18 protein-coding genes and 1 pseudogene are annotated in these 25109 nt (G+C 71.9%); 7 read left to right on the top strand and 12 right to left on the bottom strand.

The window, feature by feature from the left end; translation table 11 throughout:
* Nucleotides 1-236: 236 nt before the first annotated feature.
* Both OG594_RS07105 and OG594_RS07100 read right to left on the bottom strand, forming a co-directional pair.
* Complete coding sequence (locus tag OG594_RS07105) at nucleotides 237-1526, bottom strand: citrate synthase (RefSeq protein ID WP_266596306.1); 1290 nt, start codon at nucleotides 1524-1526, stop codon at nucleotides 237-239.
* A gap of 182 nt (nucleotides 1527-1708) precedes the next feature.
* Nucleotides 1709-3967, bottom strand: coding sequence for an ATP-dependent RecD-like DNA helicase (locus OG594_RS07100; RefSeq protein ID WP_266596304.1), 2259 nt, complete (start codon nucleotides 3965-3967; stop codon nucleotides 1709-1711).
* Nucleotides 3968-4259: 292 nt separating this feature from the next.
* On the opposite strand from OG594_RS07100, the gene OG594_RS07095 reads away from it, so the two are divergent.
* Nucleotides 4260-4805, top strand: coding sequence for a DUF937 domain-containing protein (locus OG594_RS07095; RefSeq protein WP_266596302.1), 546 nt, complete (start codon nucleotides 4260-4262; stop codon nucleotides 4803-4805).
* 77 nt (nucleotides 4806-4882) lie between these two features.
* Nucleotides 4883-5374: pseudogene (locus tag OG594_RS07090) on the top strand (GNAT family N-acetyltransferase); the annotation flags it as partial.
* Here OG594_RS07090 and OG594_RS07085 read toward each other — a convergent pair.
* A complete protein-coding gene (locus tag OG594_RS07085; protein ID WP_266596300.1) occupies nucleotides 5280-6260 on the bottom strand; it encodes an EamA family transporter in 981 nt (326 codons plus the stop codon). The pseudogene OG594_RS07090 and the gene OG594_RS07085 overlap by 95 nt on opposite strands.
* Before the next feature lie 100 nt (nucleotides 6261-6360).
* Between OG594_RS07085 and OG594_RS07080 the strand changes: the two genes are divergently transcribed.
* Nucleotides 6361-7269, top strand: coding sequence for a LysR family transcriptional regulator (locus tag OG594_RS07080; RefSeq protein WP_266596298.1), 909 nt, complete (start codon nucleotides 6361-6363; stop codon nucleotides 7267-7269).
* Nucleotides 7270-7500: 231 nt separating this feature from the next.
* The gene (locus OG594_RS07075) at nucleotides 7501-9252 is read left to right on the top strand and encodes a glycoside hydrolase family 3 protein (protein ID WP_266602689.1); all 1752 of its coding nucleotides are present in this window, start codon (nucleotides 7501-7503) and stop codon (nucleotides 9250-9252) included.
* A gap of 84 nt (nucleotides 9253-9336) precedes the next feature.
* Here the strand turns inward: OG594_RS07075 and OG594_RS07070 are convergent, their stop codons facing one another.
* Both OG594_RS07070 and OG594_RS07065 read right to left on the bottom strand, forming a co-directional pair.
* Nucleotides 9337-10770, bottom strand: coding sequence for a S28 family serine protease (locus OG594_RS07070; RefSeq protein WP_266596296.1), 1434 nt, complete (start codon nucleotides 10768-10770; stop codon nucleotides 9337-9339).
* 84 nt (nucleotides 10771-10854) lie between these two features.
* Entirely contained in the window at nucleotides 10855-11199 is a 345-nt protein-coding gene (locus OG594_RS07065) for a hypothetical protein (protein ID WP_323185175.1), read from the bottom strand.
* Between the two features lie 239 nt (nucleotides 11200-11438).
* On the opposite strand from OG594_RS07065, the gene OG594_RS07060 reads away from it, so the two are divergent.
* Nucleotides 11439-12053, top strand: coding sequence for an EF-hand domain-containing protein (locus tag OG594_RS07060; protein WP_266596295.1), 615 nt, complete (start codon nucleotides 11439-11441; stop codon nucleotides 12051-12053).
* A 72-nt stretch (nucleotides 12054-12125) separates the two neighbouring features.
* On the opposite strand, the gene OG594_RS07055 is transcribed toward OG594_RS07060, so the two are convergent.
* Entirely contained in the window at nucleotides 12126-15983 is a 3858-nt protein-coding gene (locus OG594_RS07055; protein ID WP_266596293.1) for an ABC transporter ATP-binding protein, read from the bottom strand.
* A 304-nt stretch (nucleotides 15984-16287) separates the two neighbouring features.
* Between OG594_RS07055 and OG594_RS07050 the strand changes: the two genes are divergently transcribed.
* On the top strand, nucleotides 16288-16509 hold the full coding sequence (locus tag OG594_RS07050; RefSeq protein ID WP_266596291.1) for a hypothetical protein: 222 nt from the start codon (nucleotides 16288-16290) through the stop codon (nucleotides 16507-16509).
* A gap of 25 nt (nucleotides 16510-16534) precedes the next feature.
* Here the strand turns inward: OG594_RS07050 and OG594_RS07045 are convergent, their stop codons facing one another.
* The 6 genes from OG594_RS07045 to speB all read right to left on the bottom strand — a co-directional run bounded on the left by OG594_RS07045 (nucleotide 16535) and on the right by speB (nucleotide 23463).
* Complete coding sequence (locus OG594_RS07045; RefSeq protein ID WP_266596289.1) at nucleotides 16535-17212, bottom strand: hypothetical protein; 678 nt, start codon at nucleotides 17210-17212, stop codon at nucleotides 16535-16537.
* 272 nt (nucleotides 17213-17484) lie between these two features.
* The gene (locus OG594_RS07040) at nucleotides 17485-18165 is read right to left on the bottom strand and encodes a hypothetical protein (RefSeq protein WP_266596287.1); all 681 of its coding nucleotides are present in this window, start codon (nucleotides 18163-18165) and stop codon (nucleotides 17485-17487) included.
* Nucleotides 18146-20296, bottom strand: coding sequence for a DUF6571 family protein (locus OG594_RS07035; protein WP_266596285.1), 2151 nt, complete (start codon nucleotides 20294-20296; stop codon nucleotides 18146-18148). The genes OG594_RS07040 and OG594_RS07035 overlap by 20 nt, the downstream gene beginning before the upstream one ends.
* Nucleotides 20297-20325: 29 nt before the next feature.
* The gene (locus OG594_RS07030; RefSeq protein WP_266596283.1) at nucleotides 20326-20763 is read right to left on the bottom strand and encodes a hypothetical protein; all 438 of its coding nucleotides are present in this window, start codon (nucleotides 20761-20763) and stop codon (nucleotides 20326-20328) included.
* A 64-nt stretch (nucleotides 20764-20827) separates the two neighbouring features.
* A complete protein-coding gene (locus tag OG594_RS07025) occupies nucleotides 20828-22495 on the bottom strand; it encodes a thiamine pyrophosphate-binding protein (protein WP_266596281.1) in 1668 nt (555 codons plus the stop codon).
* A 5-nt stretch (nucleotides 22496-22500) separates the two neighbouring features.
* Nucleotides 22501-23463, bottom strand: a complete 963-nt coding sequence (gene speB / locus OG594_RS07020) for an agmatinase (protein WP_030013156.1) — start codon at nucleotides 23461-23463, stop codon at nucleotides 22501-22503.
* Nucleotides 23464-23579: 116 nt separating this feature from the next.
* Between speB and OG594_RS07015 the strand changes: the two genes are divergently transcribed.
* Nucleotides 23580-24983, top strand: coding sequence for a PucR family transcriptional regulator (locus OG594_RS07015; protein ID WP_266596279.1), 1404 nt, complete (start codon nucleotides 23580-23582; stop codon nucleotides 24981-24983).
* The last annotated feature ends 126 nt before the right edge of the window (nucleotides 24984-25109 follow it).

Here is a 25109-nt window from a genome sequence, read left to right as displayed (position 1 = left end):
ATCAGCCGGCCGGGACACGTACCCGCGGGAGGCTTTGAGCGGCCCTCCCGGACGAACGGGTCCCGGCACACCGACGCCCCGGCTCGGGTCCCGTGGGGGGAATCCGTTTCGGGGAAAAGGGAAGCGCCCCGACCGTCGACCCGTGGGGGGATCGACGGCGGGGCGCTTCTCGCATGCTCAGGGTTGTCTGTGGTGCGCTCCGCGCGGCCGCACGCCGCGCGGAGGAAAGCCTCGGGTCAGCGGGCTTCTACGGGAACGAAGTCGCGCAGGACCTCGCCGGTGTAGATCTGGCGCGGGCGACCGATGCGGGAACCCGGCTCCTTGATCATTTCCTGCCACTGGGCGATCCAGCCGGGGAGCCGGCCGAGCGCGAAGAGCACGGTGAACATCTCGGTGGGGAAGCCCATCGCCCGGTAGATCAGACCGGTGTAGAAGTCCACGTTCGGGTAGAGGTTGCGCTCGACGAAGTACGAGTCGGCCAGCGCGTGCTCTTCCAGCTTGAGCGCGATGTCCAGCAGCTCGTCGCTCTTGCCGAGCGCCGAGAGGACGTCGTGCGCCGCCGCCTTGATGATCTTCGCCCGGGGGTCGAAGCTCTTGTAGACGCGGTGTCCGAAGCCCATGAGGCGGACGCCGTCTTCCTTGTTCTTCACCTTGCGGATGAAGGCGTCGACGTCGCCGCCGTCGTTCTTGATGCCTTCCAGCATCTCGAGGACGGACTGGTTGGCGCCACCGTGCAGCGGACCCCACAGGGCCGAGATGCCGGCGGAGATCGAAGCGAACATGTTCGCCTGCGAGGAGCCGACCAGGCGCACGGTGGAGGTGGAGCAGTTCTGCTCGTGGTCCGCGTGCAGGATCAGCAGCTTGTCGAGCGCGGAGACCACGACCGGGTCCAGGTCGTACTCCTGGGCCGGCACGGAGAAGGTCATGCGCAGGAAGTTCTCGACGTAGCCGAGGTCGTTGCGCGGGTAGACCACCGGGTGGCCGACCGACTTCTTGTACGCGTAGGCCGCGATCGTCGGGAGCTTGGCCAGCAGCCGGATCGTCGAGAGGTGGCGCTGCTGATCGTCGAACGGGTTGTGGCTGTCCTGGTAGAACGTCGACAGCGCGCTGACCACGGAGGACAGCATCGCCATCGGGTGCGCGTCCCGCGGGAAGCCGTCGTAGAAGCGCTTCACGTCCTCGTGGAGCAGCGTGTGCTGGGTGATCTCGTTGCGGAACGACGCGAGCTGGTCGACGGTCGGCAGCTCCCCGTTGATCAGCAGGTACGCGACCTCGATGAACGACGAGCGCTCGGCCAGCTGCTCGATCGGGTAACCGCGGTAGCGCAGGATGCCCTGCTCACCGTCGAGGTAGGTGATCGCGGACTTGTAGGCCGCGGTGTTGCCGTATCCGCTGTCCAAGGTGACGAGCCCGGTCTGGGCCCGCAGCTTCGAGATGTCGAAGCCCTGGTCACCGACGGTGCTTTCGACCACCGGGTAGGTGTATTCACCGTCCGCGTACCGGAGTACTACAGAGTTGTCGCTCACGTCATCCCTCACCGACGTAGTGCCTCTTCTTCGAGGTGCCCTGACTTCCTCTACCTTCCCCCATTTGGCGCAGGAGAGTGCACTCGGGGTCGGCGTTTGGCGCTTCTGACGGCACTGAGTGCCGCCAACCTGCTCATCCTGCCCCCCCGAGCCGGTTGCCGGAACCCCAAATGATCGATCATCTAGGTGATGTTTCCCACCGGTATCCGGCCGGACAGCCTGGCGGCGACCGCCGTGTACCTCCTGCCTGCGGAAACGGTACGCACCGCCTGACCGAGGGCCTTGCGGGACCCGACGAGGACGACCAGTTTCTTCGCCCTGGTCACCGCCGTGTAGAGCAAGTTGCGCTGGAGCATCATCCAGGCCCCGGTGGTGACGGGGATCACCACCGCCGGATATTCACTCCCCTGTGAACGGTGAATGGTGACGGCGTACGCGTGGGCCAGCTCGTCGAGCTCACCGAACTCGTACACGATCTCCTCATCCTCCTCCGTTCGTACCGTCAGGCGCTGTTCGTCCACGTCCAGGCCGGTTACCACGCCGACCGTGCCGTTGAAGACGCCGTTGGCGCCCTTCTCGTAGTTGTTCCGGATCTGGGTCACCTTGTCGCCCACCCGGAAGACCCGGCCGCCGAACCTCTTCTCCGGCAGGTTCGGCCGGGCCGGTGTCATCGCTTGCTGGAGCAGTCCGTTGAGGTTCCCGGCGCCGGCCGGGCCGCGGTGCATCGGCGCGAGCACCTGGACGTCCCGCCGCGGGTCGAGCCCGAATCTGGCCGGAATCCTCCGGGCGGCCACGTCCACGGCCAGCACCCCGGCCGCCTCGGTGTCCTCCTCCGGGAACAGGAAGAAGTCCGGCAGCCCGTCCGTGATCGGCGGCAGGCCGGTGTTGATCCGGTGGGCGTTGGTGACCACACCGGACTGCTGGGCCTGCCGGAAGATCCGGGTCAGCCGCACCGCGGGCACCGGGCCGCCCTCGGCCAGCAGGTCCCGCAGCACCTCCCCGGCACCGACCGACGGCAGCTGGTCCACATCGCCGACCAGCAGCAGGTGCGCCCCCGGTGCCACCGCCTTGACCAGCTTGTTGGCCAACAGCAGGTCCAGCATCGAGGCCTCGTCGACGACGACCAGGTCGGCGTCCAGCGGCCGCTCCCGGTCGTACGCGGCGTCCCCGCCCGGTTTGAGCTCCAGCAGTCGGTGCACCGTGGAGGCCTCGGCCCCGGTGAGCTCGGCCAGCCGCTTCGCCGCCCGGCCGGTGGGCGCGGCCAGCACCACCTTGGCCTTCTTCGCCCGGGCCAGCTCGACGATCGAGCGCACGGTGAAGGACTTCCCGCAGCCGGGCCCGCCCGTGAGGACGGCGACCCGGCGGGTCAGCGCCAGCTTCACGGCGTCCCGCTGCTCGGGGGCGAGCGTGGCCCCCGTCCGCCCGGCGAGCCAGCCCAGGGCCTTCTCCCAGTCCACGTCCTGGAAGCCGGGCATCCGGTCGTCCTCGGCGTGCAGCAGCCGGCGCACCTGCCCCACCAACGACAGCTCGGCCCGGTGGAAGGGCACCAGGTACACGGCGGTCAGCGGGTCCGGCCCGCCCTGCGGATCCGGTACGGGCTCCCGTACGACCCCTTCCGGGTCGGCGGCGAGCTCGGCCAGGCAGTCGATCACCAGCCCCGTGTCCACCTGGAGCAGCTTGACCCCGTCGGCGATGAGCCGGTCCTCGGGCAGGAAGCAGTGTCCCTGGTCGGTGGACTGGGACAGGGCGTACTGGAGGCCGGCCTTGACCCGTTCGGGGCTGTCGTGCGGGATGCCGACGGCCTGGGCGATGCGGTCGGCGGTGAGGAAGCCGATGCCCCACACGTCGGCGGCAAGCCGGTAGGGCTGGTTCTTCACCACGGAAATGGAGGCGTCAGCGTACTTCTTGTAGATGCGCACGGCGATGGAGGTGGAGACGCCGACGCCCTGGAGGAAGACCATGACCTCCTTGATGGCCTTCTGCTCCTCCCAGGCGGCGCCGATCAGCTTCGTCCGCTTGGGGCCGAGCCCGGGCACCTCGATCAGCCGCTTCGGCTCGCCCTCGATGACGTCGAGGGTGTCGGTGCCGAAGTGCTCCACGATCCGGTCGGCGATCTTCGGGCCGATGCCCTTGATCAGGCCGGAGCCGAGGTAGCGGCGGATGCCCTGGATGGTCGCCGGGAGCACGGTCCGGTAGTTCTCCACGGTGAACTGCTTGCCGTACTGCGGATGGGAGCCCCAGCGACCCTCCATGCGCAGGGACTCGCCGGGCTGGGCGCCCAGCAGCGAGCCGACCACCGTCAGCAGGTCGCCACTGCCCCGACCGGTGTCCACGCGGGCGACCGTGTACCCGTTCTCCTCGTTGGCGTAGGTGATGCGTTCGAGCACGCCGTCGACCACTGCCAGTTGGACCGCCTGCGGCGCCCCGTCCGTTGCTGCCATGCCCCGAAACTACCGGGCGGCGCCGACAGCGCGTCGGGCCTGTGGACAACGACGAGGGCGCGGTGCGACGGGGCAACGCAAAGGGGGTCCCGCCTCGCGGCCGGACCCCCTCACGGTTACCCCTCCCGTGTCGGACTTCCCGATCCCCCCAGATCCCTCCCCGGAAGCACCGACGCACCATACGACCCGCGGTGCGCCCGCAGGGTTGCATCCGGAACCACAACTTTGCGTTTCCGTTACCCAGCGCCTACTCAAGGTGCCGGCAAAACCGCACAGACGTAGCGTTTCAGGCATGAGCGAATCCTCATTCCAGGACGACGTGCTGGGCGAACTCGGCGACGACAAGCTGACCGAGATCGCCGGCCTGCTCGGCACGGACGACTCCGGCGCCCGGGAGGCCGTCGCGGAGACCGTCGGCGCCATGACCGGCGACCTCCAGCAGAAGGCCGACGCGGACGACGCCGACGGCGTGGCGGTGCGCCAGGCCATCGCCGAGGTGGCGGACGCCGAACCGCCGCTGGAGGGCGTGGCCACGCTCGGCGGCCTCGGCGGCCTGCTCAGCGGCGGCATGATGGCCGGGGTGCTCGCCAAGGTGAGCAAGCCCGTGGCCGCCGCCGTCTCGAAGCGGACAGGCATCCCCGCGGCCACCATCAGCCGGGTCATCGAGATGCTGATCCCGGTCGTCCTGGCGGTGCTCGCCAAGCGCGCCTCCGGCAGGGCGGCGGGCAAGGGAGCGGCCCCCGGCGGTCCCCCCGCAACGGGCGCAGGAGCGGGCGCCGCAACGGGCGGCGGCCTCGGCGACCTGCTGGGCGAGATCCTCGGCGGTGGCAAGAAGTAGGCGGCAAGAAATAGCCCCTACAGGGCCCCGGCGGCGCACCCTCCCCCTAGAGTTGCCCCATGGCTGAAGGCGTACGGCTCCGCGACCCGGAACCGGGGGACCTGGGGTGGATCGTGCAGCGCCACGGCGCGCTGTACGCCGCCGAGTACGGCTGGAACAGCGATTTCGAGGGCCTGGTCGCCCGGATCGTCGCGGACTTCGCCCAGGACCACGACCCCCACCTGGAACGGGTGTGGATCGCGGAGCTGGACGGCCGGCCCGTCGGCTCGGTGATGTGCGTACGGGAGGAGGGCGCGCCCGGCACCGCCCGGCTGCGGCTGCTCCTGGTCGACCCGCAGGGCCGCGGCCGCGGCATCGGCGCCCTGCTCGTCGACACCGTCGTGACCTTCGCCCGCTCGGTCGGCTACCGCGAGCTGGTGCTGTGGACCAACGACGTGCTGACCGACGCCCGCGAGCTCTACCTGAAGGCCGGGTTCACCCTGATCGCGGAGCGGCCGCACCGCTCGTACGGAGCGAGCCTGACGGGACAGGACTGGCGGCTGCCGTTGCAGGAGGGCTCCCCGCGCTGACGCCCGAACCGACCCCCGTACGGTTCACGGCGCGCGCCGGGGCCAGCGAGGTCAACGCCACCCCGCCCACCAGCAGTACGGCCGCCAGCCAGCGCAGCCCCGAGACGGACTCCCCGAGGACCAGGGCCGCGGAGGACATCCCGAAGACCGGGACCAGCAGCGAGAACGGGGCCACCGCGGAGGCCGGGTAGCGGCGCAGCAGGTGGCTCCAGGCGGCGAACCCGAAGACGGTGGACACCCAGGCGACGTAGCCGATGACGGCCACCCCGGACCAGTCCAGGGCCCGCAGCGCGGCCAGGTCCCGCTCGGGGCCCTCCAGCAGCAGCGAGAGCGCGAGCAGCGGCAGGACCGGGACCGTGCACACCCACACCATGAAGTTCAGGGCGTCGGGCGGGGCGGCCTTGCGGGTCAGGACGTTTGACACGCCCCAGCAGGCGGCGGCCGCCACGACCAGCGTGAAGCCGAGCACCGGCCCGGAGGTCCCGCCGTCCACGGCGGCGACCACGATCCCGGCGAGCGCCACGACCATCCCGAGCAGGCGCACCCGCCCCGGCCGCTCGCGCAGCACGAAGGCGGCGAGGACGGCGGTGAAGACGGACTGGACCTGCAGCACGAGCGAGGACAGCCCGGCGGGCATGCCGGCGTCCATGCCGGTGAAGAGCAGGCCGAACTTGGCGACGCCGAGGGCGATCCCGACGCCGACGATCCACTTCCAGGCGGCCTTGGGCCGCCCGACGAAGAACACGGCGGGCAGGGCGGCGACGAGGAAGCGCAGGGCGGACAGGAGCAGGGGCGGGAAGTGGTCGAGGCCGATCTGGATGACCACGAAGTTGAAGCCCCAGACGGCGGCGACGAGCACGGCGAGGGCGGTGTGTACGGGACGCATGCTTCGAGCATCGACCGCCCGACCATGTAGCACCAGCGCGGATGTCTTCCGGGATGGATGAAGCATTGCTTACGGATGTCCGCGGTGCCACGATGGAGGCATGCTCGATCTCGCCCGGCTGCGCGCCCTGCACGCCGTCTCCGTCCACGGCTCGGTCGCCGGCGCGGCGGCCGCCCTCGGCTACACCCCCTCGGCGGTCTCCCAGCAGATCTCCAAGCTGGAACGGGAGACCCGCACCACCCTGCTGGAGCGGCGCGGGCGCGGTGTCGCGCTCACCGAGGAGGCCCGCCATTTGGCCGACGCCGCGCAGGAGTTGCTGGCGATCGTGGAGCGCACCGAGACCACCCTGGAGGAGCGGCGCGGGCAGCCCGGCGGGCTGTTGACGGTGGCCGCGTTCGCCTCGGCGGCGCGCGGGCTGCTGCCGCAGGTGCTGGCCGATCTGGCCCGCCGGCATCCGGCGCTGGACGTCCGGCTCACCGAGGTGGACCCGCACCTGTCCGTGGAGCTGGTGGCCCGGGGGGTCACCGACCTGGCGGTGGCCCACGACTGGGACATCGCCCCGTTGCCCGCACCGCAGGGGATCGAGCAGGCGGTGATCGGGGACGACCTCTGCGACCTGGTCGTACCGGCCGGGCACCCCTTCACCGCGCGCCGGGTCATCCGGCGCTCCGACCTCGGCGGCGAGCGCTGGGTCTGCCAGCCGCCCGGGCGGGTCTGCCACGACTGGCTGGTGCGGACGCTGCGCACCGCCGGTTTCGAGCCCGACATCGCGCACGTCGCGGAGGAGAACCACACCATCGTCGCCCTGGTCGCGGCCGGGCTCGGGGTGGCCGTCGTACCCCGCCTGGGCACCGGCGCGCTGCCGCCGGGGGCCGTGGCCGTACCGCTGGAGCCGGGCCCCGTACGCCGGTTGTACGCCCTGTGGCGGACCGGGGCCGCCCGGCGACCCGCGATCACCGAGGCCGTGCGGAGCCTTCAGGAGCACTGGGCGGACCGGCGGGAGGCGTAGCCGGGACGGGACGGGACGGGCGGAGCAGGCAGGACGAACGAGGTGGCGCGCGGCAGGCGCAGGAGCACGGAGCAAGTGGAGCAGGTGGAGCGGGCGGAGCAGGCCGTGCCGGTCCGGGGCCTCGTCCGGGGGACCTTCCGAGTGTCCGTCACTCCCCGCGCGTACCGCGGCAGTAGGGTCCGGCGCGTGCCGTACCACGCCTCGCGCCGGAACCTGCTCGCCGCAGCCGCCATGGTCGCCGTCACGGCCGCCGGGGCGGCCTCCGCCGCGGTGGGCCCCCCGCACGCCCCCGACGACGCACGGCCCCCGGGCCGCCGCCCGGGCCGGGCGCGGCTGCGCGCCCTCGTGGACCGGATGAGCCTCGCCGAGAAGGTCGGGCAGCTCTTCGTCTCACGGGCCTACGGGCATTCGGCGACCGACCCCGATCCGGCGGACGCCGAGCAGAACCTGGCGGCGTTCGGGGTGCGCACCGCCGCCGAGTTGGTCTCCCGCTACCACCTCGGCGGGATCATCTACTTCGCCTGGGCCCACAACACCCGCGGCCCGCAGCAGATCGCCGCGCTCTCGGTCGGCCTCCAGCAGGCCGCCCTCACCACCGGTCCCCGGATCCCCCTGCTGCTCTCCACCGACCAGGAGCACGGCGCCGTCGCCCGGATCGGCAAGCCCGCGACGCTGCTCCCGGGGGCGATGGCGCTCGGTGCGGCCGGCTCCACCGCCCACGCCCTGCGGGCCGCGCGCATCGCGGGCTCCGAGTTGGCCGCCATGGGCATCCGGCAGGACTACGCGCCGGTGGCCGACGTGAACGTCAACCCGGCCAATCCGGTGATCGGCGTACGGTCCTTCGGCTCCGACCCGCACGCCGTGGCCAAGCTGGTGGCCGCCCAGGTCCGCGGCTACCAGGGGGCCGGGGTCGCCGCCACCGCCAAGCACTTCCCGGGCCACGGGGACACCGAGACCGACAGCCACGTCGGGCTGCCGGTGATGCGGCACACCCGGGCCGCCTGGGAGGAGCTGGACGAGCCGCCCTTCCGGGCCGCGGTGGAGGCGGGCGTGGACGCCATCATGACGGCGCACATCGTCTTTCCCGCGCTCGATCCCTCGGGGGACCCGGCGACCCTCTCCCGGCCGATCGTCACCGGTCTGCTGCGCGAACGCCTCGGTTTCGAGGGGGTGGTGGTCACCGACGCCCTGGACATGGCCGGGGTCCGCCAGAAGTACGGGGACGACCGCGTCCCGGTCCTGGCCCTGCTGGCGGGCTGCGACCAGCTGCTGAACCCGCCGGACCTGGGCCTCGCGCACCGCAGCGTGCGGGCGGCCGTCGAGTCGGGCGAGCTGACGCAGGCGCGCATCGAGGAGTCGGTGCTGCGGATCCTGGAACTGAAGTCCCGCCGGGGGCTGTTGGACGAGGCGTACACCACGGGTCGGGAGGTGGGGGCCGTCGTGGGCGTCCAGGAGCATCTCGACGCCGCCGACGCGATCGCCGCCGCCACGACGACCCTGCTGGCCGATCCGCGCGGGCTGGTGCCCTTCGATGCGACGGCCGGACCACGCCTGCTGGTCACCGGGGCCGACCCGGTCTCCCCCACGGGTACGACCGGACCCCCTACGGCCGTACTGGCCCGGGAGCTGACCGCCCTGGGCTGCCGGGCCACGGCGGTGCCGCCCGCCCGCGCCGTGGCCGCCGCGGCCGGTCACGCGGCGGTGCTGGTGTGCACGTACAACGTCCCGGAGGGGATGAGTCCGCAGCGCACGCTGGTGGCGGACCTGGTCGCCTCCGGCGTGCCGGTCGTCTCGCTGGCCGTCCGCAACCCGTACGACCCGGCCCGGCTGCCGGAGTGCGCGGCGGAGCTGGCGACGTACTCCTGGACGGACGTGGAGATGCGGGCGGCGGCCCGGGTGCTCACGGGGGTGCTGCGGCCCACCGGCCGCCTCCCCGTCCCGGTCCCGGGCCGCTACCCGCTGGGCCACGGGCTGACGCGCTGATCCCTCGGCGCCGGCCCGCGGCCCGCACCCCGCAGGCCGCGGGGTACGGGGCGCGGGGTGCGGAGCGCGTGTCCCGACTCCCGGCTACGGCCGCAGCTGCGGCTCGCGCTCCAGGTCGCGCTGGTCGAGCTGCGCGTCCGGCGCCGCCAGCGGCGCCGCCTTCCCCGCGTCGGCGAGCGCGGCGGCCGGGGCCACCCCGGCCCACTGCAGGATCTTCGAGGTGGCGAGGGCCTTCTCGCCGTCCATCAGCTTGGCGACGTTCGCCCCGTGGTTGGCGCCCGGCGCGATCATCACGTAGCTGTCGCGCACCCCGTAGCCGAGGCGGAACGGCTCGGCGCCCCACGGGTCGTTCTGCCCGTACACGAAGAGCATCTGGTGGGCGTTGTCGCGCACCCACTTGTCCACGTCAGCCATCGCCCCCGGCTGGAAGGTCATGGGGATGTCGCGGGGCACGAAGTTGCGCGGCGGCTGGTATCCGTAGCGGCTCAGGCCCTTCAGGTGCGGCTGCTTGATGTCCGGGGAGCCGAGCTGCGTACCCGCCTGGTAGTAGTACGGCGTGTACGTCTCCAGTCCCTGGTCGGCGTAGGCCGAGAAGCCGGAGATCGTGTCGATCGTGTCCCAGATCTCCTGGTCGCTCGCGGTGGCGGCGGCCGGGATCGAGGCGCAGTCGGCGAGCAGGCTGTACTGCCAGAAGGCCCACGCGTAGTCGAGCACGACGGCCTCGTAGGCCTTGTCGAGGTCGCCGATGGTGGTGAAGGTCCAGCCGTTCTCGGCGGCGGCGACCGCGTACTTGGCCTCCAGCGGCTCGCGGCGCACCAGTGCCTCGCGCTGGACGGCGTTCAGCTTGTCGCGGCATTCCTTGGTGCCGACCTTGGCGAAGAACCGGTCGTAGGCCGAGTCCTCGTTGTTGACGACGTCGTTGGGCGCGACGTACGCGACGACACCGTCCATGTCGCGCGGGTAGAAGCGCTCGTAGTACGTCGCCGTCATGCCGCCCTTGCTGGCGCCCGTGGCCAGCCAGTTCTTCTTGTAGATCTTCTTCAGCGCGGTGAAGAGGCGGTGCTGGTCACTGGCGGCCTGCCAGATGTCCAGGTTCGACCAGTTGGCCGGGTCAGGACGGGAGGGCGTGAAGAATCGATACTCCAGAGAGACCTGGTTGCCGTCGATGATGGTCGTCGGCTCGCTGCGGCGCGGGTTGGTGTTGACGTTGTAGCCGGAGGTGAAGAACACCGACGGCCGCGAGACGTCCTTGTGCAACAGGGTCAGGCGCTGCTTGAAGGTGCCCTTCCACGGCTGCCGGTGGTCCACCGGCTGCTCGTAGTTCAGTACGAAGAAGCGGTAGCCGGGGTACGGCTTCTCCTCGATCAGGCTCATCCCGGGAATGCCGAGGATCTGGTCCTTGATGTCCGTGGCGGCCGCGGGCTGTGCGGCGGTGGCCGCTTGCGCCGTGGAGCCGGCCGCACCCATGGTGCCGATCAGCACCACGAGCGACAGCAGCCATCCGAGCGTCTTGCGCATTCACCCTCCCCTTGAGTTCACTTCGGTCGCCGTGAACCTAGTCGGATCAACGCTCCACTGACCAGACCTAGTTGGGCCTGTCCGTCAGCACAGGATCCAGCCGGAATCCGCGGATCCGGCCCCCACGCTCCCCTTTACATACACGCAGCGGTTGATCGCACCCACGGTGACGGGCCCGGCATATCGGGTGAATCGCCCGGCCTCGCGCACCGGGGCACCGCCGCGCGGCTGGATGCTCACCGCCATCCGGCGCCGCTCGCCGGAGACCCGCGCCACGGTCATCGCACAGGCCTGGTTGCGGCTCTTGTAGACCCGCACCTCACCCGTCTCGAACGCCACCGTCCGGGCCAGTCGGCCCCCGCAGCCCTCGGTCGCGGCCTGCGCCGCCGGTGGCGTGCCCAGCCCGGCCGCGCAGAGCCACAGCGCCACCACGAACACCCCCAGGGACGCGACCCGGCGGCCGCGCCTCCTCCACCCCTGCAACACCCTGTCCCCCGATCGGTCGTACGTACAGCGCACGCACGCACGTACGACGCCCCAACCCCCCGGATGGTTGCCACGCGCAAGGGCCCGACCCACCGACATCGGCCACCCTCGCTCGTACGGGTGCATCCACCATCCCCCGGCGGGACAGCGGGAGTTCGCACCCGAGGGGGCGATTACGCTAGGTGACCCGTACCCCGCTCGCCGTGCCCGCACCGGTGGCGGCAGCCGTGAAAGGCCATGAGATGACGAACGACCTGCTCGACCGCAAGCTGGCGCGCGCCTTCACGCACCTGGACGCCGACAGGAGCGGCGTGATCGACGCCGACGACATCATCGCGCTCGGCTCCCGGCTGCTGACGGCCCTCGCGGAGCCGGCCGACTCGCCCAAGGCGGAGCGGGTGATGGGCGGCCTGGCCGACTTCTGGCAGGACCTGTTCACCGAGCTGGACATCGACCGGGACGGCAAGGTCACGCCCGAGGAGTACAAGCAGGGCATGACCCGCCTGTACGCGCAGGGCGGGCCCGCCTACGACCGCTCCTTCCGCCCGATGATGAGCGCGATCCTGACGATCGTGGACACCGACGGCGACGGGCTCATCAGCCCGCAGGAGTTCCACCGGGCGCAGGAGGCCTTCGACACGCGCCTGAGCCCCGCCGACACCGAGGCGCTCTTCCGCCGCATCGACGCGAACGGGGACGGCTGCCTCACCGTCGACGAGCTGCTCGCCGCGGTGCGCGAGTACTACACGGGCACCGACGAGGACGCCCCGGGGAACCTGCTCTTCGGCGAGTTCTGACCCCCGGGGCCCGCCCGCTCAGGACCGCCCGATCAAGGCCGCCCGCTCAGGCCGCCCGCTCAGGCCGCCCGCTCAGGCCGCGGCGCGCTCGTCCTCGCCGACGAAGGTGCGCCACAGCTCGGCGTACCGGCCGCCGCGCGCCAGGAGTTCGGTGTGGGTGCCGTCCTCCACCACCCGGCCGCGGTCCATGACCACGACCCGGTCGGCGCGCGCCGCGGTGGTCAGCCGGTGCGCGACCACCAGGGTGGTGCGCTTGCCCGCGAGCCGGTCCGTCGCCTGGTTGACCTGGGCTTCGGTTGCCAGGTCGAGGGCGGCGGTGGCCTCGTCGAGCAGCAGCACGTCCGGGTCGACCAGCTCGGCCCGGGCCAGTGCGATCAGCTGGCGCTGGCCCGCGGAGAGGTTGCGGCCGCGCTCGGCGACGGTGTGCAGGTAGCCGCCGTCGAGGGTGGCGATCATGTCGTGGGCGCCGACCGCGCGGGCGGCGGCCTCCACCTCGGCGTCGCTCGCCGCGGGGCTCCCGTAGGCGATGGCGTCACGGACGGTCCCCGGGAAGAGGTAGGCCTCCTGGGGGACGACACCCAGCCGGTGGCGGTACGCCGTCAGGTCCAGCTCCTTGATGTCCGTGCCGTCGGCGGTGACCCGGCCGGAGGTCGGATCGTAGAACCGGGCCACCATCTTGACCAGGGTGGACTTACCGGCTCCGGTCTCGCCGACGAAGGCGACGGTCTGCCCGGCGGGTATCCGCAGGTTGATGCCGGCCAGGGCCTCGCCCTTCTCGCCCCGCTCTTCGGCCGTCCCGTACTGGAAGCGGACGTCCTCGAAGGCGATCTCCCCGCCCAGCGATTCCAGTGCGCGCGGCCGCTCGGGCAGCGGGGTGGTGGTGGGCTCGCGCAGCAGCCCCTGGATGCGGCCGAGGGCGACCGTGGCCTGCTGGTAGCCGTCGAAGACCTGGGAGAGCTGCTGGACGGGCGCGAAGAACAGGTCGATGTAGAGCAGGTAAGCGACCAGCGCGCCGGTGGTGAGCGTCCCGGCTTCCACCCGGCCCGCCCCGACGATCAGCACGGCGGCCGCGGCGCCCGAGGAGAGCAGCTGCACGAAGGGGAAGTAGACGGATATCAGCCACTGGCCGCGGACCCGGGCCTCGCGGTAGGAGTCGCTGCGCTCGGCGAAGCGCTTGGCGCCCGAGCCCTCGCGGCGGAAGGCCTGGACGATGCGCAGGCCCGAGACGGACTCCTGGAGGTCGGCGTTGACCAGGCTGACCCGGTCGCGCGCGAGCTCGTAGGCGGCCACCGACCTGCGACGGAACACGATCGTGCCGACGACGAGGACGGGCAGGGTCGCGAAGACGATCAGCGCGAGCTCGACGTCCAGGACCAGCAGCGCGATGAGGATCCCGAAGAAGGTGAAGACGGAGACCACGGCGGTGACGAGCCCGGTCTGGAGGAAGGAGCTCAGCGAGTCCACGTCGGTGGTCATCCGGGTCATGATCTTGCCGGTCAGCTCGCGCTCGTAGTAGTCGAGGCCGAGTCGCTGGAGCTGGGCGAAGATCTTGACGCGCAGGGCGTACAGCACGCGCTCGCCGGTACGGCCCGTCATGCGGGTCTCGGCGAACTGCGCGGCCCACTGCGCGACGACGACGGCGAGGGCGAGCCCGGCCGCCGCCCAGACGGCGCCGAGCACGGCCTGCTCCACGCCCTGGTCGATGCCGTGCCGGATCAGGCTCGGCAGCAGCAGCCCGGCCCCCGCGTCCGCGGCGACGAGGGCGAGGCTGATGGCCAGCGGCGCCCAGAAGCCGCGGAGCAGGCGGCGCAGGCCGTAGCTCTCCTCGGCGGCCGCGGCGCGGGTCTCGTCCACCTCGGGCAGGTCGTCGGCGGGCGGCAGCGCGGCCACCTGCGCGAGCAGTTCGGGGGTGGCGGGCATGCCGGAGACGGACCCGGCCATGGAATGCCCGGCTCCGGGCGCGCCACCGGCGGGAGCGGGAGCGAGGGCGGCGCCGGGGGCGGTGTCGGGCTCGTCCTGGCGGCGCCAGAGCTCGGGGGTGACCCCGCCGGCGACCCGGCGCTTGGCGTTGACGGGCTCCGAGTCGATCTCGGCCTCGAGCTCGATGCCGCGTTCGAGGTCCCGGTCGAGCTCGCGCTCGAACTCGGTCATCACCCGGGCGTCCGGGGTCCGCGGCGAGGCGGCGCCGAGCGCGTCCGGGTCGGTGAGCAGCCTGCGGTAGAGCGCCGACCGGCTCTCCAGTTGCTCGTGCGTGCCGATGTCGGCGAGCCGCCCGCGGTCGAGTACGGCGATCCGGTCGGCCAGCGCGAGCGTGGAGCGGCGGTGGGCGATCAGCAGGGTGGTTCGGCCCGCCATGACGGAGCGCAGGGCCTCGTGGATCTCGTGCTCGACGCGGGCGTCGACGGCGGAGGTGGCGTCGTCGAGGAGCAGCAGCCGGGGGTCGGTGAGGATGGCGCGGGCGAGGGCGATGCGCTGGCGCTGGCCGCCGGAGAGGGTGAGCCCCTGCTCGCCGACCTTGGTGTCGTACCCGGCGGGCAGGGCCCGGATGAACCCCTCGGCCTGGGCGGCGCGGGCGGCGGCCTCGATCTGTTCCTCGGTGGCACCGGGGTGCCCGTAGGCGATGTTGGCGCGGATGGTGTCGGAGAAGAGGAAGGAGTCCTCGGGGACCAGGCCTATCGCGCCGCGCAGGGAGTCGTACGTCAGCTCGCGGACGTCGTGGCCGCCGACGCGGACGGCGCCGCCGTCGGCGTCGTAGAACCGGGGCAGCAGGAGCGCGACGGTGGACTTGCCGCTGCCCGAGGACCCGACGACGGCGACGGTCTCGCCCTGCGCCACGGAGAGCGAGAACCCGTCGAGGACCGGCCGCTCGGGGTCGTAGCCGAAGCGGACGTCGTCGAACTCGACGGTGGCGGGTGCGTCGGCGGGCAGCTCGTGGGTGCCCTCGTGGATCTCGGGCTCGGTGTCGATGAGCTCGAACACGCGCTCCACGCCGGCCCGGGCCTGCTGTCCGACGGTGAGGACCATGGCCAGCATGCGGACGGGTCCGACGAGCTGGGCGAGGTAGGTGGAGAAGGCGACGAAGGTACCGAGGGTGACCTGCCCGTTGGTGGCCATCCAGCCGCCGAGGGCCAGCATGGCGACCTGGGCGAGGGCGGGGACGGCCTGGAGGGCGGGGGTGTAGCGCGAGTTGAGCCGGATGGTCCGCATCCGGCCGGCGAACAGCCGGCGGCCGGCTTCGCGCAGCTTGCCGGTCTCCTGCTCCTCCTGGCCGAAGCCCTTGACGACGCGGACGCCGGTGACGGCCCCGTCGACGACGGTCGCGACGGCGGCGGCCTGGCCCTGGGCCCACCAGGTGGCGGGGAAGAGCTTCTTGCGGCTGCGCTTGGCGATGAACCACAGGGCGGGGGCCATGAGCAGGGCGACGAGGGTCAGCAGCGGCGAGAGCCAGAGCATGATCCCGAGGGACATCCCGAAGAGCAGGAAGTTCCCTATCGTCATGGGCAACATGAAAAGAAGGCCCTGGATTAGCTGGAGGTCGCTGGTGGCGCGGCCGACGACCTGGCCGGTGTTCAGCTCGTCCTGCCGCCGCCCGTCGAGGCGGGCGATGGTGCTGTACATGTCGGTGCGCAGGTCGTGCTGCACGTCGAGGGCGAGCCGCCCGCCGTAGTACCTGCGTATGTAGGTCAGTACGTACACCAGCAGGGCCGCGGCTATGAGCATGCCGGCCCAGGGCGCCATGGGCTTGGTCTCGTCCCCGATGACGTCATCGATGATCACCTTGGTGACCAGCGGGACGACCGCCATGACGGCCATGCCGGCCAGCGAGGAGCCGAGCGCGAGCAGCACATTGGTCTTGTACCGCCAGGTGTAGGCCGCCAGCCGCCTGCCCCAGCCCTGTTTCTCCCCAGCCGCTGTCTCTGCCGCCGCCACGTGAGGCCTCCCCGTTCGTCCTGTCCTGCCGGAAGCGCCAACGCTCCGACCGGCGGATTTCATCCCGCCGCAACAATCGCACTGCCGTACGGCGGGGGCGCGCGGACCGCGTCCGACCGGGTCGGGGAGGCGGCGGGGCGGCGTGGGAGAGGCGGGGCGGCGGCGGGGAGGGGAGGTACCGGGACCTGTCAAGTCCCGACTTTCCGGGTCTGGGCCCCCCGGGCCGTGCTCCCGATGCTGGAAGCACAGCCGATGCCGACCGCCGACCTCCGACCGGGGCGGCGGGACCGAAGGGACCAGGGCCATGACCACTCACGAGCAGCCGGGCGACCACACCTTCGTGCAGCGGACCGCCCGTGCCGTCGTCCCCTTCGTCACCGCCTTCCTGATCGCGCTGTTCGCGGCGAAGGCCGTGAGCCTGGTGACCGACAACGGGTGGACCCGGCTGGCGACGGCGGTCGGGGTGGCCGTGATCAGCCTCTTGTTCCACCCCTACGAGAACGACGACGAGCAGCCCGGGCCGTGACCGGCCCCCCGGGCCGCGGTGCCGGTCAGGGGGCGGGCAGGGGCTTCACCACGGGGGGCTTCGCCAGCGGCTCGTTCTCACAGCCGAGCGCGTCGGTGACGCGGCGGGCCATGAGGTAGGTGAGGGCGGTCTGCCGGTCCTTGGCCGCCTGGTCGATGTCCGTCCGCCCGATGTTGACCGTGTACGAAGCCTCCGCGTACAACCATGCCGCCTTCGACGGCTCCGCGAGGTCGCCGGGCATATCGCACCGGACGAACAGATTCGTGAGGAAGTAGTTGCTCTCACCGAAGGCACCGTTTGCATCGAACCGGCCTCCGTCGGCCATGGACGGTTCGGCATCCTTCGAGGTGCGGGGCACCCACCCGACCTCGAACCGCGCACGCTCGACTCCTGCCCGAGGAGTCGGCCCGTACGCGCACAAGGATGTCGAAAACGTCTTCTTGTCCGAGCCGATCGCCCGCAGATCCCGCTCCAGCGACTCCACCACACGGTTCGTGCGGTGGAAGACGTCGGTCTCGAAGCCATCTGCGCGGAGGATCCCGCGAAGGAGCGCTTCCTCTTCTGAGGCAGCGCCGACGGTGCACAGGTGCTCGATCTTTGCCTCGGGCTCGCCCGAGGCGCACGAAGCCAGCACCACCATGGAGAGCAGGGCGGTCGTCGATCGCGCGAAGGCCTTGCGCACCTTACGGCCGGAGGTGAGCACGTGCAGCCTCCCGGCCTGCTGAGTACGCGTTGCCGGCCCCGTCCTTGGCATGGTCGAACACATCGTTCTTTCCCATGTTCCGTTCATCTCTCCATGCATCCATCAGCTCGTTGAGTCCGCTCACGCCGGCGGCCGTGTACTCAGCCGCCCATTCCCCCACTGCTGGCCCCGGTTCGTCTTCCTTGTCCTTGCAGACGTCGCCCCCGATACCGTTGAGAGCGCCCGCTACCGCCCCGATGGCATCCGCGAGGCCCTCCGGGCCGAGGTCTCGGTCACGGGGCCGGAAGCGGCTTCACCACCGGGGGCTTCTCCAGCGGCTTGTTCTCGCAGCCGAGCGCGTCGGTGACGCGGCGGGCCATGAGGTAGGTGAGGGCGGTCTGCCGGTCGCGGACCGTCTGGTCGATGTCTGTCCGAGGGGGGCTGACGTTGTGCAGAGCATTCGCGTGGAACCAAGCCGACTTCGACGGCTCGCCGAGCTTGCCGGGCATCTCGCAAGCGACGAACAAGCTCGTCTCGGTGTCGTTGGTCTGGCCGAAGACGCCGCCGTCCGCCTCGAACGGAATACCGTTGGGCAGGGGCTCTTCCGCCTTCTTCGAGGCGCGCGAGACCCAGCCGAAGCTGAACGTCACGCGGTCACCGCCGTTCTGGCCGGCCACCCACAGGGCGCACGTCATCTTCGTGGACATCCGACTTTCCGGGGTGGTCTCCGGCAGTGCGTGCCTCAGCGCCGTCGCCGCTTCGCTGGTGCTGTTGTAGATCAGACTCTCGAACCCTTCCGCACGGAGGATCCCCTTCAGGAGGGCGCCCTCCTCCGAGGAAGGGCTGATCCCGCACGACTGCTCGTTCTTCGCCTCTGGCTCGCCCGAGGTGCAGGAAGCCAGCATCACCACGGAGAGCAGGGCGGTCGTCGATCGCGCGAAGGCCTTGAGCACCTTACGGCCGGAGGTGAGCACGTGCAGCCTCCCGGCCCGTCGTGTATCCGTCGCCCGCCCCGTCCTTGGCATGCTTGAACGCGGGGTCTTGCCCCATGTGCCGCTCATCCCTCCATGCATCGAGCAACTTGTGGGTCCCGTCCAGTCCGCCTGTGTAATTGTTGCTGGACTCCTGTTTGCTCTGCTCCTCGGCCGCCTCCTTGACGCCCTCGACCCAGTTGTACTTGGCCGCATCGATCAGGGAGCCTCCGATCGTGCCCACGACCGGGATCTCGCCGATGAGCGCGTTCCCGGCGGCAGCGGAGTACTCGGAGGTGCCCTCCGCCCACTGGACCTGATCGTCCTCCTTGTCCTTGTAGACGTCGGCGCCGATGCCGTTGAGGGCGCCGTTGGCCACGCCGATGTCGTGTGCGCGGTTGTCCCAGTCGGCGCTCACCGAGTGCGGGGAGTCCGCCTTGAACGGGGCGGCGGTCGCGAGCTGTTCCGCCGAGTACGCCTGCTCCGCCTCGACCAGCAGGGCGTAGGACGGGCCGTCGTCCGCGATGCCGCGCATCACGCGGATCAGGCTGCCCTGGCCCACCGCGATCTGGGCCTTGTCGCCCGAACCGTGGATCGAGTCACTGCCACCGATGCCACCCAGGTCGGAGTTCTGGCCGCCGAGGATCTCGTGGGTGTCGCTGACGTAGTCGACCAGCGCCTTCGCCATCGGCTGTTGCAGGCCCTCCAGGTCCTCCTTGAACTCGTCGCCCTTCATATCGGTGTCGAGCAGTCGGATCGCCTCGTGCATCACGCGCGTCTGGCCCTCGGTGTGGGGTCCCGGCGGGCCCAGCTTCTCGCCGTCGACGTGGCCCGTGGCCGCCGCCTGGATGGCGGCGCCCAGGCCAGCCGTCTTGTCGCCGTCCATCTCGATCGGCTGTCCGACGCCGGTCGAGATCCAGGGGTCGGGCATCTCCCGGTCGTCGAGCATGTACTTCAGGTGCTCGTTCTTGTTGCCCGGCGCTTCGGGGTCGAGGAAGTACGTCGCCGAGTCGGGATCCTTGGCCATGATGCCCAGCAGGCCGTCCAGCGGGTCGGAGACCAGGTTCGGGCGCTGGGAGTCCCATGCGTGGTCGTACATGTGCGGCTTCGACTTCTCGGCCTCGATCATGCCGTCGCCGAGGTCGTTGAGGAACTGCTTGCCGTAGCCGCTGCCGTTCGCCATCACGGTGACGAGTGCCTGGTAGCCGTACATCGGCCTCGCGCCCTTGTCGAGGAGCTGCGCGCCCTGCTCCTTGAGCCCGTCGACGAACGGCTTGTAGGCGTAGCTGGCCGGATCCTTGGTGCCCGAGGCGATCGTCCCCGCGAGGCCGGAATTGATCGACTCGTAGAGCTTCTTGTCGGCCACCGACGTGCCGCGGTCGTTGGACGCCAGGTTCATCTGGTCCGCCAGCAACAGGGTGTCCTTCGGCCCCAGCGCGTACAGGTACGCCTCGCTGAAGTGCTGGTCCCCGGAGTTCTGCTTGAGGACGTCGTTGTAGTGCCGCAGCTCCTCCGGCGAGGCCTTGCCGTCGCGGATCTTCTGGGTGAGGGCCAGCGCCTCCACGGCCTCGACGTCGTTGACGGGCTTGGAGTTGAAGCCGAACATCGCGGTCCCGTCGGCCCCCGACGCGTTCAGCAGGGCCGTCTTGACGTCCTGGTCGAACTCCGTGATCGCCTTGACCGAGTCGCCGATCCGGCTCGTCCAGGACCGCTCGATCTCCGGGAGGTCGGGATCGTGGCGGATCGCGTTCACGCTGGCCGGGTCGGCCTTGGAGAAGTCGTAGCTCGCGACGCCGTGCTCCGAGACCTTCATCCCGGCTTCCTTGGCCTCCGCCACGGCCGACACCAGGCGGGACTTGAGGTCCGTGAACCGGGCGTGCGCGTCACGGAGCAGCGACTCCATGGCCAGCGCTTCCTTCTGCGCGGCTCCGTACTCCTGGCGCGTCATGGCGGACCGGGTGGCGGCGGCCTGCTGGCTTGAGCCCAGCCAGCCGTTGCCCGCGGAGACGCTCTGGACCTCGTCCTTGTAGACGTCCTCCATGGTCTTTAACTGCGTCGCCATGGCCTTCCAGCCGTCGGCGGCGGTGGTGAGCGCGGAGAGGTCCGTCTGCATGACCTCGGCGTAGTTCGGCATGTCTCCCCCTGGTAGAGCCCTGTGACCTGTTAGCGGAGTCCGGTGACCTTGGACTGCACCGGCTGGAAGCTGCTGCCCGTCAGCTGATCGGTTCCCGACAGGAGCGTCGAAGCCCCGCGCAGGCCCGTCTTCTCCGAGTCCAGCCGTGCCATCAGGCGCTTCACCTGGTCGTCCCAGTGCGTGTGCGCCTTCGACAGGCCTGCCGCCGTGTCCCAGCCGCTGAAGGCCTTGACCGCGCTCTTGGTGGGCTCGTCGGCCGCGTCCGCCGCCCTCGTGGTGCCGGGCTGCAGGACGTTCTCGATGGTGTTGGCCGCCTTCTTCTTCTCTGGCGGAGCCGTCGCCAGTACGCCGAACCCGGGCGGCGTGGAGCCTCCCGGGTCGGTGGGGACCTGGTTCAGCCGCATCTGCGGCGACGAGACGCCGGCCGTGGCCTGCTTCTGTTGGGCCCACTCCTGCTCGAACGACACCGTTCCCCCTCGTTGCCCGCCCCGGAACTGATCGCGCACACCCTACGAGCCAGCGGGGCGGGCCCTAAAGGTGCGTCGGGGCGAACATCTTGAGCTTGGCCGAAAGCAGCAGTACCGAAGGCCCCGGAGTGCCGAGGGCGTTCTTCAGGTCGTCCTTCAAGGACTCCGGGGTGGTGGTGGAGGCCGGGACGCCGAAGGACTCGGCCAGCGCCACGAAGTCGGGGCCGGCCAGCTGGGTACCGGTGTCGCAGCCGTACTCGCGCAGGATGCCGTAGCCGCCGTCGTCCACGATCAGCCAGGTGACGTCGAGGTCGTGCTGCTTCGCCGTGGCGAGGTCCGCGACGGAGTACATCGCGCCGCCGTCGCCGGACACCGCCAGTACCGGGGTGTCCGGTTCCGCGACGCACGCGCCGAGGGCCGCCGGGAAGGCGTAGCCGAGGCCGCCCGCGCCCTGGGCCGAGTGCATGGTGTTGGGGTGCTTGGGGTCGAAGGCGGACCAGGCCCAGTAGGACAGGATCGTCATGTCCCAGAAGGACGGGGAGCGGGCCGGGAGCGCGGCCCGGATCGAGCGGAGGAGTTCCTGTTCGAGGGCCACGTCCTGGGTGGCGAGGCGGGCCGCGATGTCCGCGAGGACCAGGCGCACGCGCTCCGGGGCGGTCGGGTCCGCGCGCTCGGACACCGTCTCCAGCAGGGCCTGGAGCGCCAGGCGGGCGTCCGCGTGGATGCCGAGGCCGGCGTGGTTGGACTCCAGCTTGCCGAGGTCCGCCTCGATCTGGACGACCCGGCCCGTCGGGAAGAAGGTGTGGTAGTTCGACGAGAGCTCACCGAGGCCCGAGCCGACGACCAGCAGGACGTCCGCGTCCTCCAGGAAGTCCGTCATGTGACGGTCCTCCAGCCAGGACTGGAGGGAGAGCGGGTGGGTCCACGGGAAGGCGCCCTTGCCGCCGAAGGTGGTGACGACGGGCGCGTTCAGCCGCTCGGCGAGCTGCTTCAGCTTGCCCGCCGCGTCCGAGCGGACGACCCCGCCGCCCGCGATGATCACCGGGCGGGTGGCGTTCTCCAGCCAGTGGGCGGCGAGCGCCGTGAGCTCGGGCCGCGGGGCCAGCTCGTGCGGGGTCGCGTCCACACCCGTGACCTGCGGGATGACGGTTTCGGCCCGCAGCACGTCCTCGGGGATCTCGACGAACACCGGGCCGTGCGGGGCGGTCAGGGCCGACTCCCAGGCCTCCGCGATCACGGAGGGGATCTGGGAGGGGGTGCGGACCGTGTGGACGGACTTGACCACGTCCCGGAAGGACGCCGACTGGTCCCGCAGCTCGTGCAGGTGCCCGCGCCGCCCGCCGCCCAGGCCCGCCACCGGGACCTGGGAGGAGATCGCGAGGACCGGGGCGGAGGCGGCCGCCGCCTCCACCAGGGCGGGCAGCGCCATCAGCGCGCCCGGGCCGGTGGAGAGCAGCAGCGGCACCGCCTCGCCCGTGATCCGCCCGTACGCGTCGGCCGCGAAGCCCGCGTTGTTCTCCGTACGCAGCCCCACGAGGCGCAGGTCGGAGCGGCCGACCGCGTCGAAGAGGGCGAGCGCGTGCTGGCCGGGCAGGCCGAAGACGGCGTTCGCGCCGAGCGAGCGCAGCGTTTCCACGACCAGGTCCCCGCCCGTCCGGCCCGGCGGGGGCGCGAGCGCGGCCGCCTTCTGGGCTTCGGTGGGACGGAGTACCAGGTCGTGGTCGTGCGTCACTTCGCTTACTTGCCCTTCGCCTGCGCGATCTGTCGCGACATGATCGTGGTCAGCTCGTACGCGGTGTGCGAGGCCGCGACCGAGGTGATCTCGGCGTGATCGTACGCCGGGGCGACCTCGACGACGTCGGCGGAAACGAGGTTGCAGGAGGACAGGCCGCGGATGATCTCCAGCAGCTCGCGGGAGGTCATGCCGCCCGCCTCCGGGGTGCCGGTGCCGGGCGCGTGCGCCGGGTCGAGCACGTCGATGTCGATGGAGATGTACAGCGGGCGGTCGCCGATGCGCTGGCGCAGCTGGTCCGCGACCTCGTCGGCGCCGCGGCGGTAGACGTCGGCCGAGGTGACGATGCCGAAGCCCATCTTGGCGTCGTCGTCCAGGTCCTGCTTGCCGTACAGCGGGCCGCGGGTACCGACGTGGGAGAGCGCCTCGGTGTCGAGGATGCCCTCCTCGACGGCGCGGCGGAACGGGGTGCCGTGGGTGTACTCGGCGCCGAAGTAGGTGTCCCAGGTGTCCAGGTGCGCGTCGAAGTGGAGCAGCGCGACCGGGCCGTGCTTCTTCGCGACGGAGCGGAGCAGCGGCAGGGCGATGGTGTGGTCGCCGCCCAGGGTCATCAGGCGGGAGCCGGCGCCGAGCAGCTCGTCGGCGGCGGCCTCGACCGTCTCGACGGCCTCGTTGATGTTGAAGGGGTTCACCGCGATGTCACCGGCGTCGGCGACCTGGGCGAGCGCGAACGGGGAGGCGTCCTGGGCCGGGTTGTACGGGCGCAGCAGGCGCGAGGCCTCGCGGATGGCGTTGCCGCCGAAGCGGGCGCCGGGGCGGTAGGACACGCCGGAGTCGAAGGGCACGCCGACGACGGCGACGTCGGCGGAGCCGACCTCGTCGAGGCGGGGCAGACGGGCGAAGGTCGCCGGGCCCGCGTAGCGCGGGATGCGGGAGGAGTCGACGGGGCCGCGCGGCTGCGTGCTCATGGCTGTGCCTCTTTCTCTGGCCTGACGTGTGCGGTACTTCGAGCGTAAGCGGGCCGCCCGGGGGTGGGGAGTGTACGTTTCATCCATCTGGCAGAGCTGAAATATACGGAGTATCCATGCCCGGTCCTCCTCGTGATCCGGAGTACGGCAACGGCCCCGCCGGGGAGCCGCTCACCCCGCCGGTGCTCCTCGCCGCACTGCTCGGCGACCGGGAGCTCGGCCTGCGCCACCTCGCCGGGCCGGCCACCGCGGGGGTGCACGGGGTGCACGCCTCCGAGATGCCCGACCCCTCCCCGTACCTGCTCGGCGGCGAGCTGCTGCTGACCGCCGGGGCGGGTCCCGCCGACGACCCCGACGGGTACGTGGCCCGGCTGGCCGGGGCGGGCGCGGCGGCCCTCGGCTTCGGCGTGGCCCCGGTGCACGAGGAGGTCCCGGCCGCGTTGGCCGAGGCCTGTGCGCGGCACGGGCTGCCGCTGCTGGAGGTCCCGCCGCGGACCCCCTTCTCGGCGGTCGCCCGCGCGGTGGGGCGGCTGATGGCGGAGGCCCGGACCCGGGAGCTGCGCCGGGTCACCGAGGCCCAGCAGGCCCTGGCGGCGGCTGCGGCCCGCCCCGACCCGGTCCCGGCGGTCCTGGCCCGGCTCGCGGCGAGCCTGGGCGGGTCGGTGGCCCTGTGGCCGGGCGGCCGGGCGGCGGGCCCGGAGCTGCCGCCCCCGGCGTGGGAGGCCCTGTCCGCACTGCTGGCCCGGGTCGGCCGCGAGGGCGGACCGGCCACCGCCACCGACCGGGCGGGCGGCCACCACCTGGCCGCCTACGCCCTGGCCGGGCGGGCGGCACTGGGCACGGCGACCCCGGCCCGCGCACCCGGCGACCACACCGTGGCGTCGGTGGCCGCCGTCCTGCTGACGCTGCTCACCGCCGAGCGGCCCGCCGGGGCGGAGGCGGCGGCCCTGACCCGGCTGCTCCTCGACGGGGATCCGGCCGCGGCCCTGGCGGCCGGGCCCTGGTACGCCGTCCACGCCCGCGGGGCCGGGGACCCGCAGGCCCTCGCGGCCGCGCTGGGCACCGTACTGCTTGACCAGCACGAGGACGGCGTACGGCTGCTCACGGACCGGGAGCCCGCCGCGCAGTCCGGCTGGCGGCTCGGGGTGAGCGCACCGGCCGCGCCGGCCGGGCTGGCCACGGCCGACGCCCAGGCCGCGCGGGCCCTACAACGCGCGGAGGCGGCCCGTACCCCGCTGGCCCACCACACCGACCCCGGCTTCGCGGGCCTGGTCGGTGAGGCCGAGGCGCGCGCCCACGCCGAGGCCCTGCTGGAACCGCTCTCCGCCGCCCTGCGGGAGACCCTGCGGGGCTGGCTGGCCCACCACGGCAACTGGGACCGCACGGCCGCGGCCCTCGGCGTCCACCGCAACACCGTCCGCCAGCGCATCGGCCGCGCCGCAGAGCTGCTGGACCGGGACCTGGACGACCCGGACGTGCGGATGGAGCTGTGGTTCGCGCTGCGCGTCGCCGCCGGGTGAGGACGTCCCGGCCGGGCGGGGCGTCCCGGCCGGGCGAGGGCGGGACCGCCAGGCGAGGCGGGACCGCCGGCGAGGCAGGACCACCGGGCGAGGGCGGGCCCTCTCATCCCGGGTATCCGTTGGGCG

This window comes from Streptomyces sp. NBC_01214 (genome assembly GCF_026340975.1).
Lineage (GTDB): Bacteria > Actinomycetota > Actinomycetes > Streptomycetales > Streptomycetaceae > Streptomyces.
This window is presented reverse-complemented; position numbering and strand designations above follow the sequence as displayed.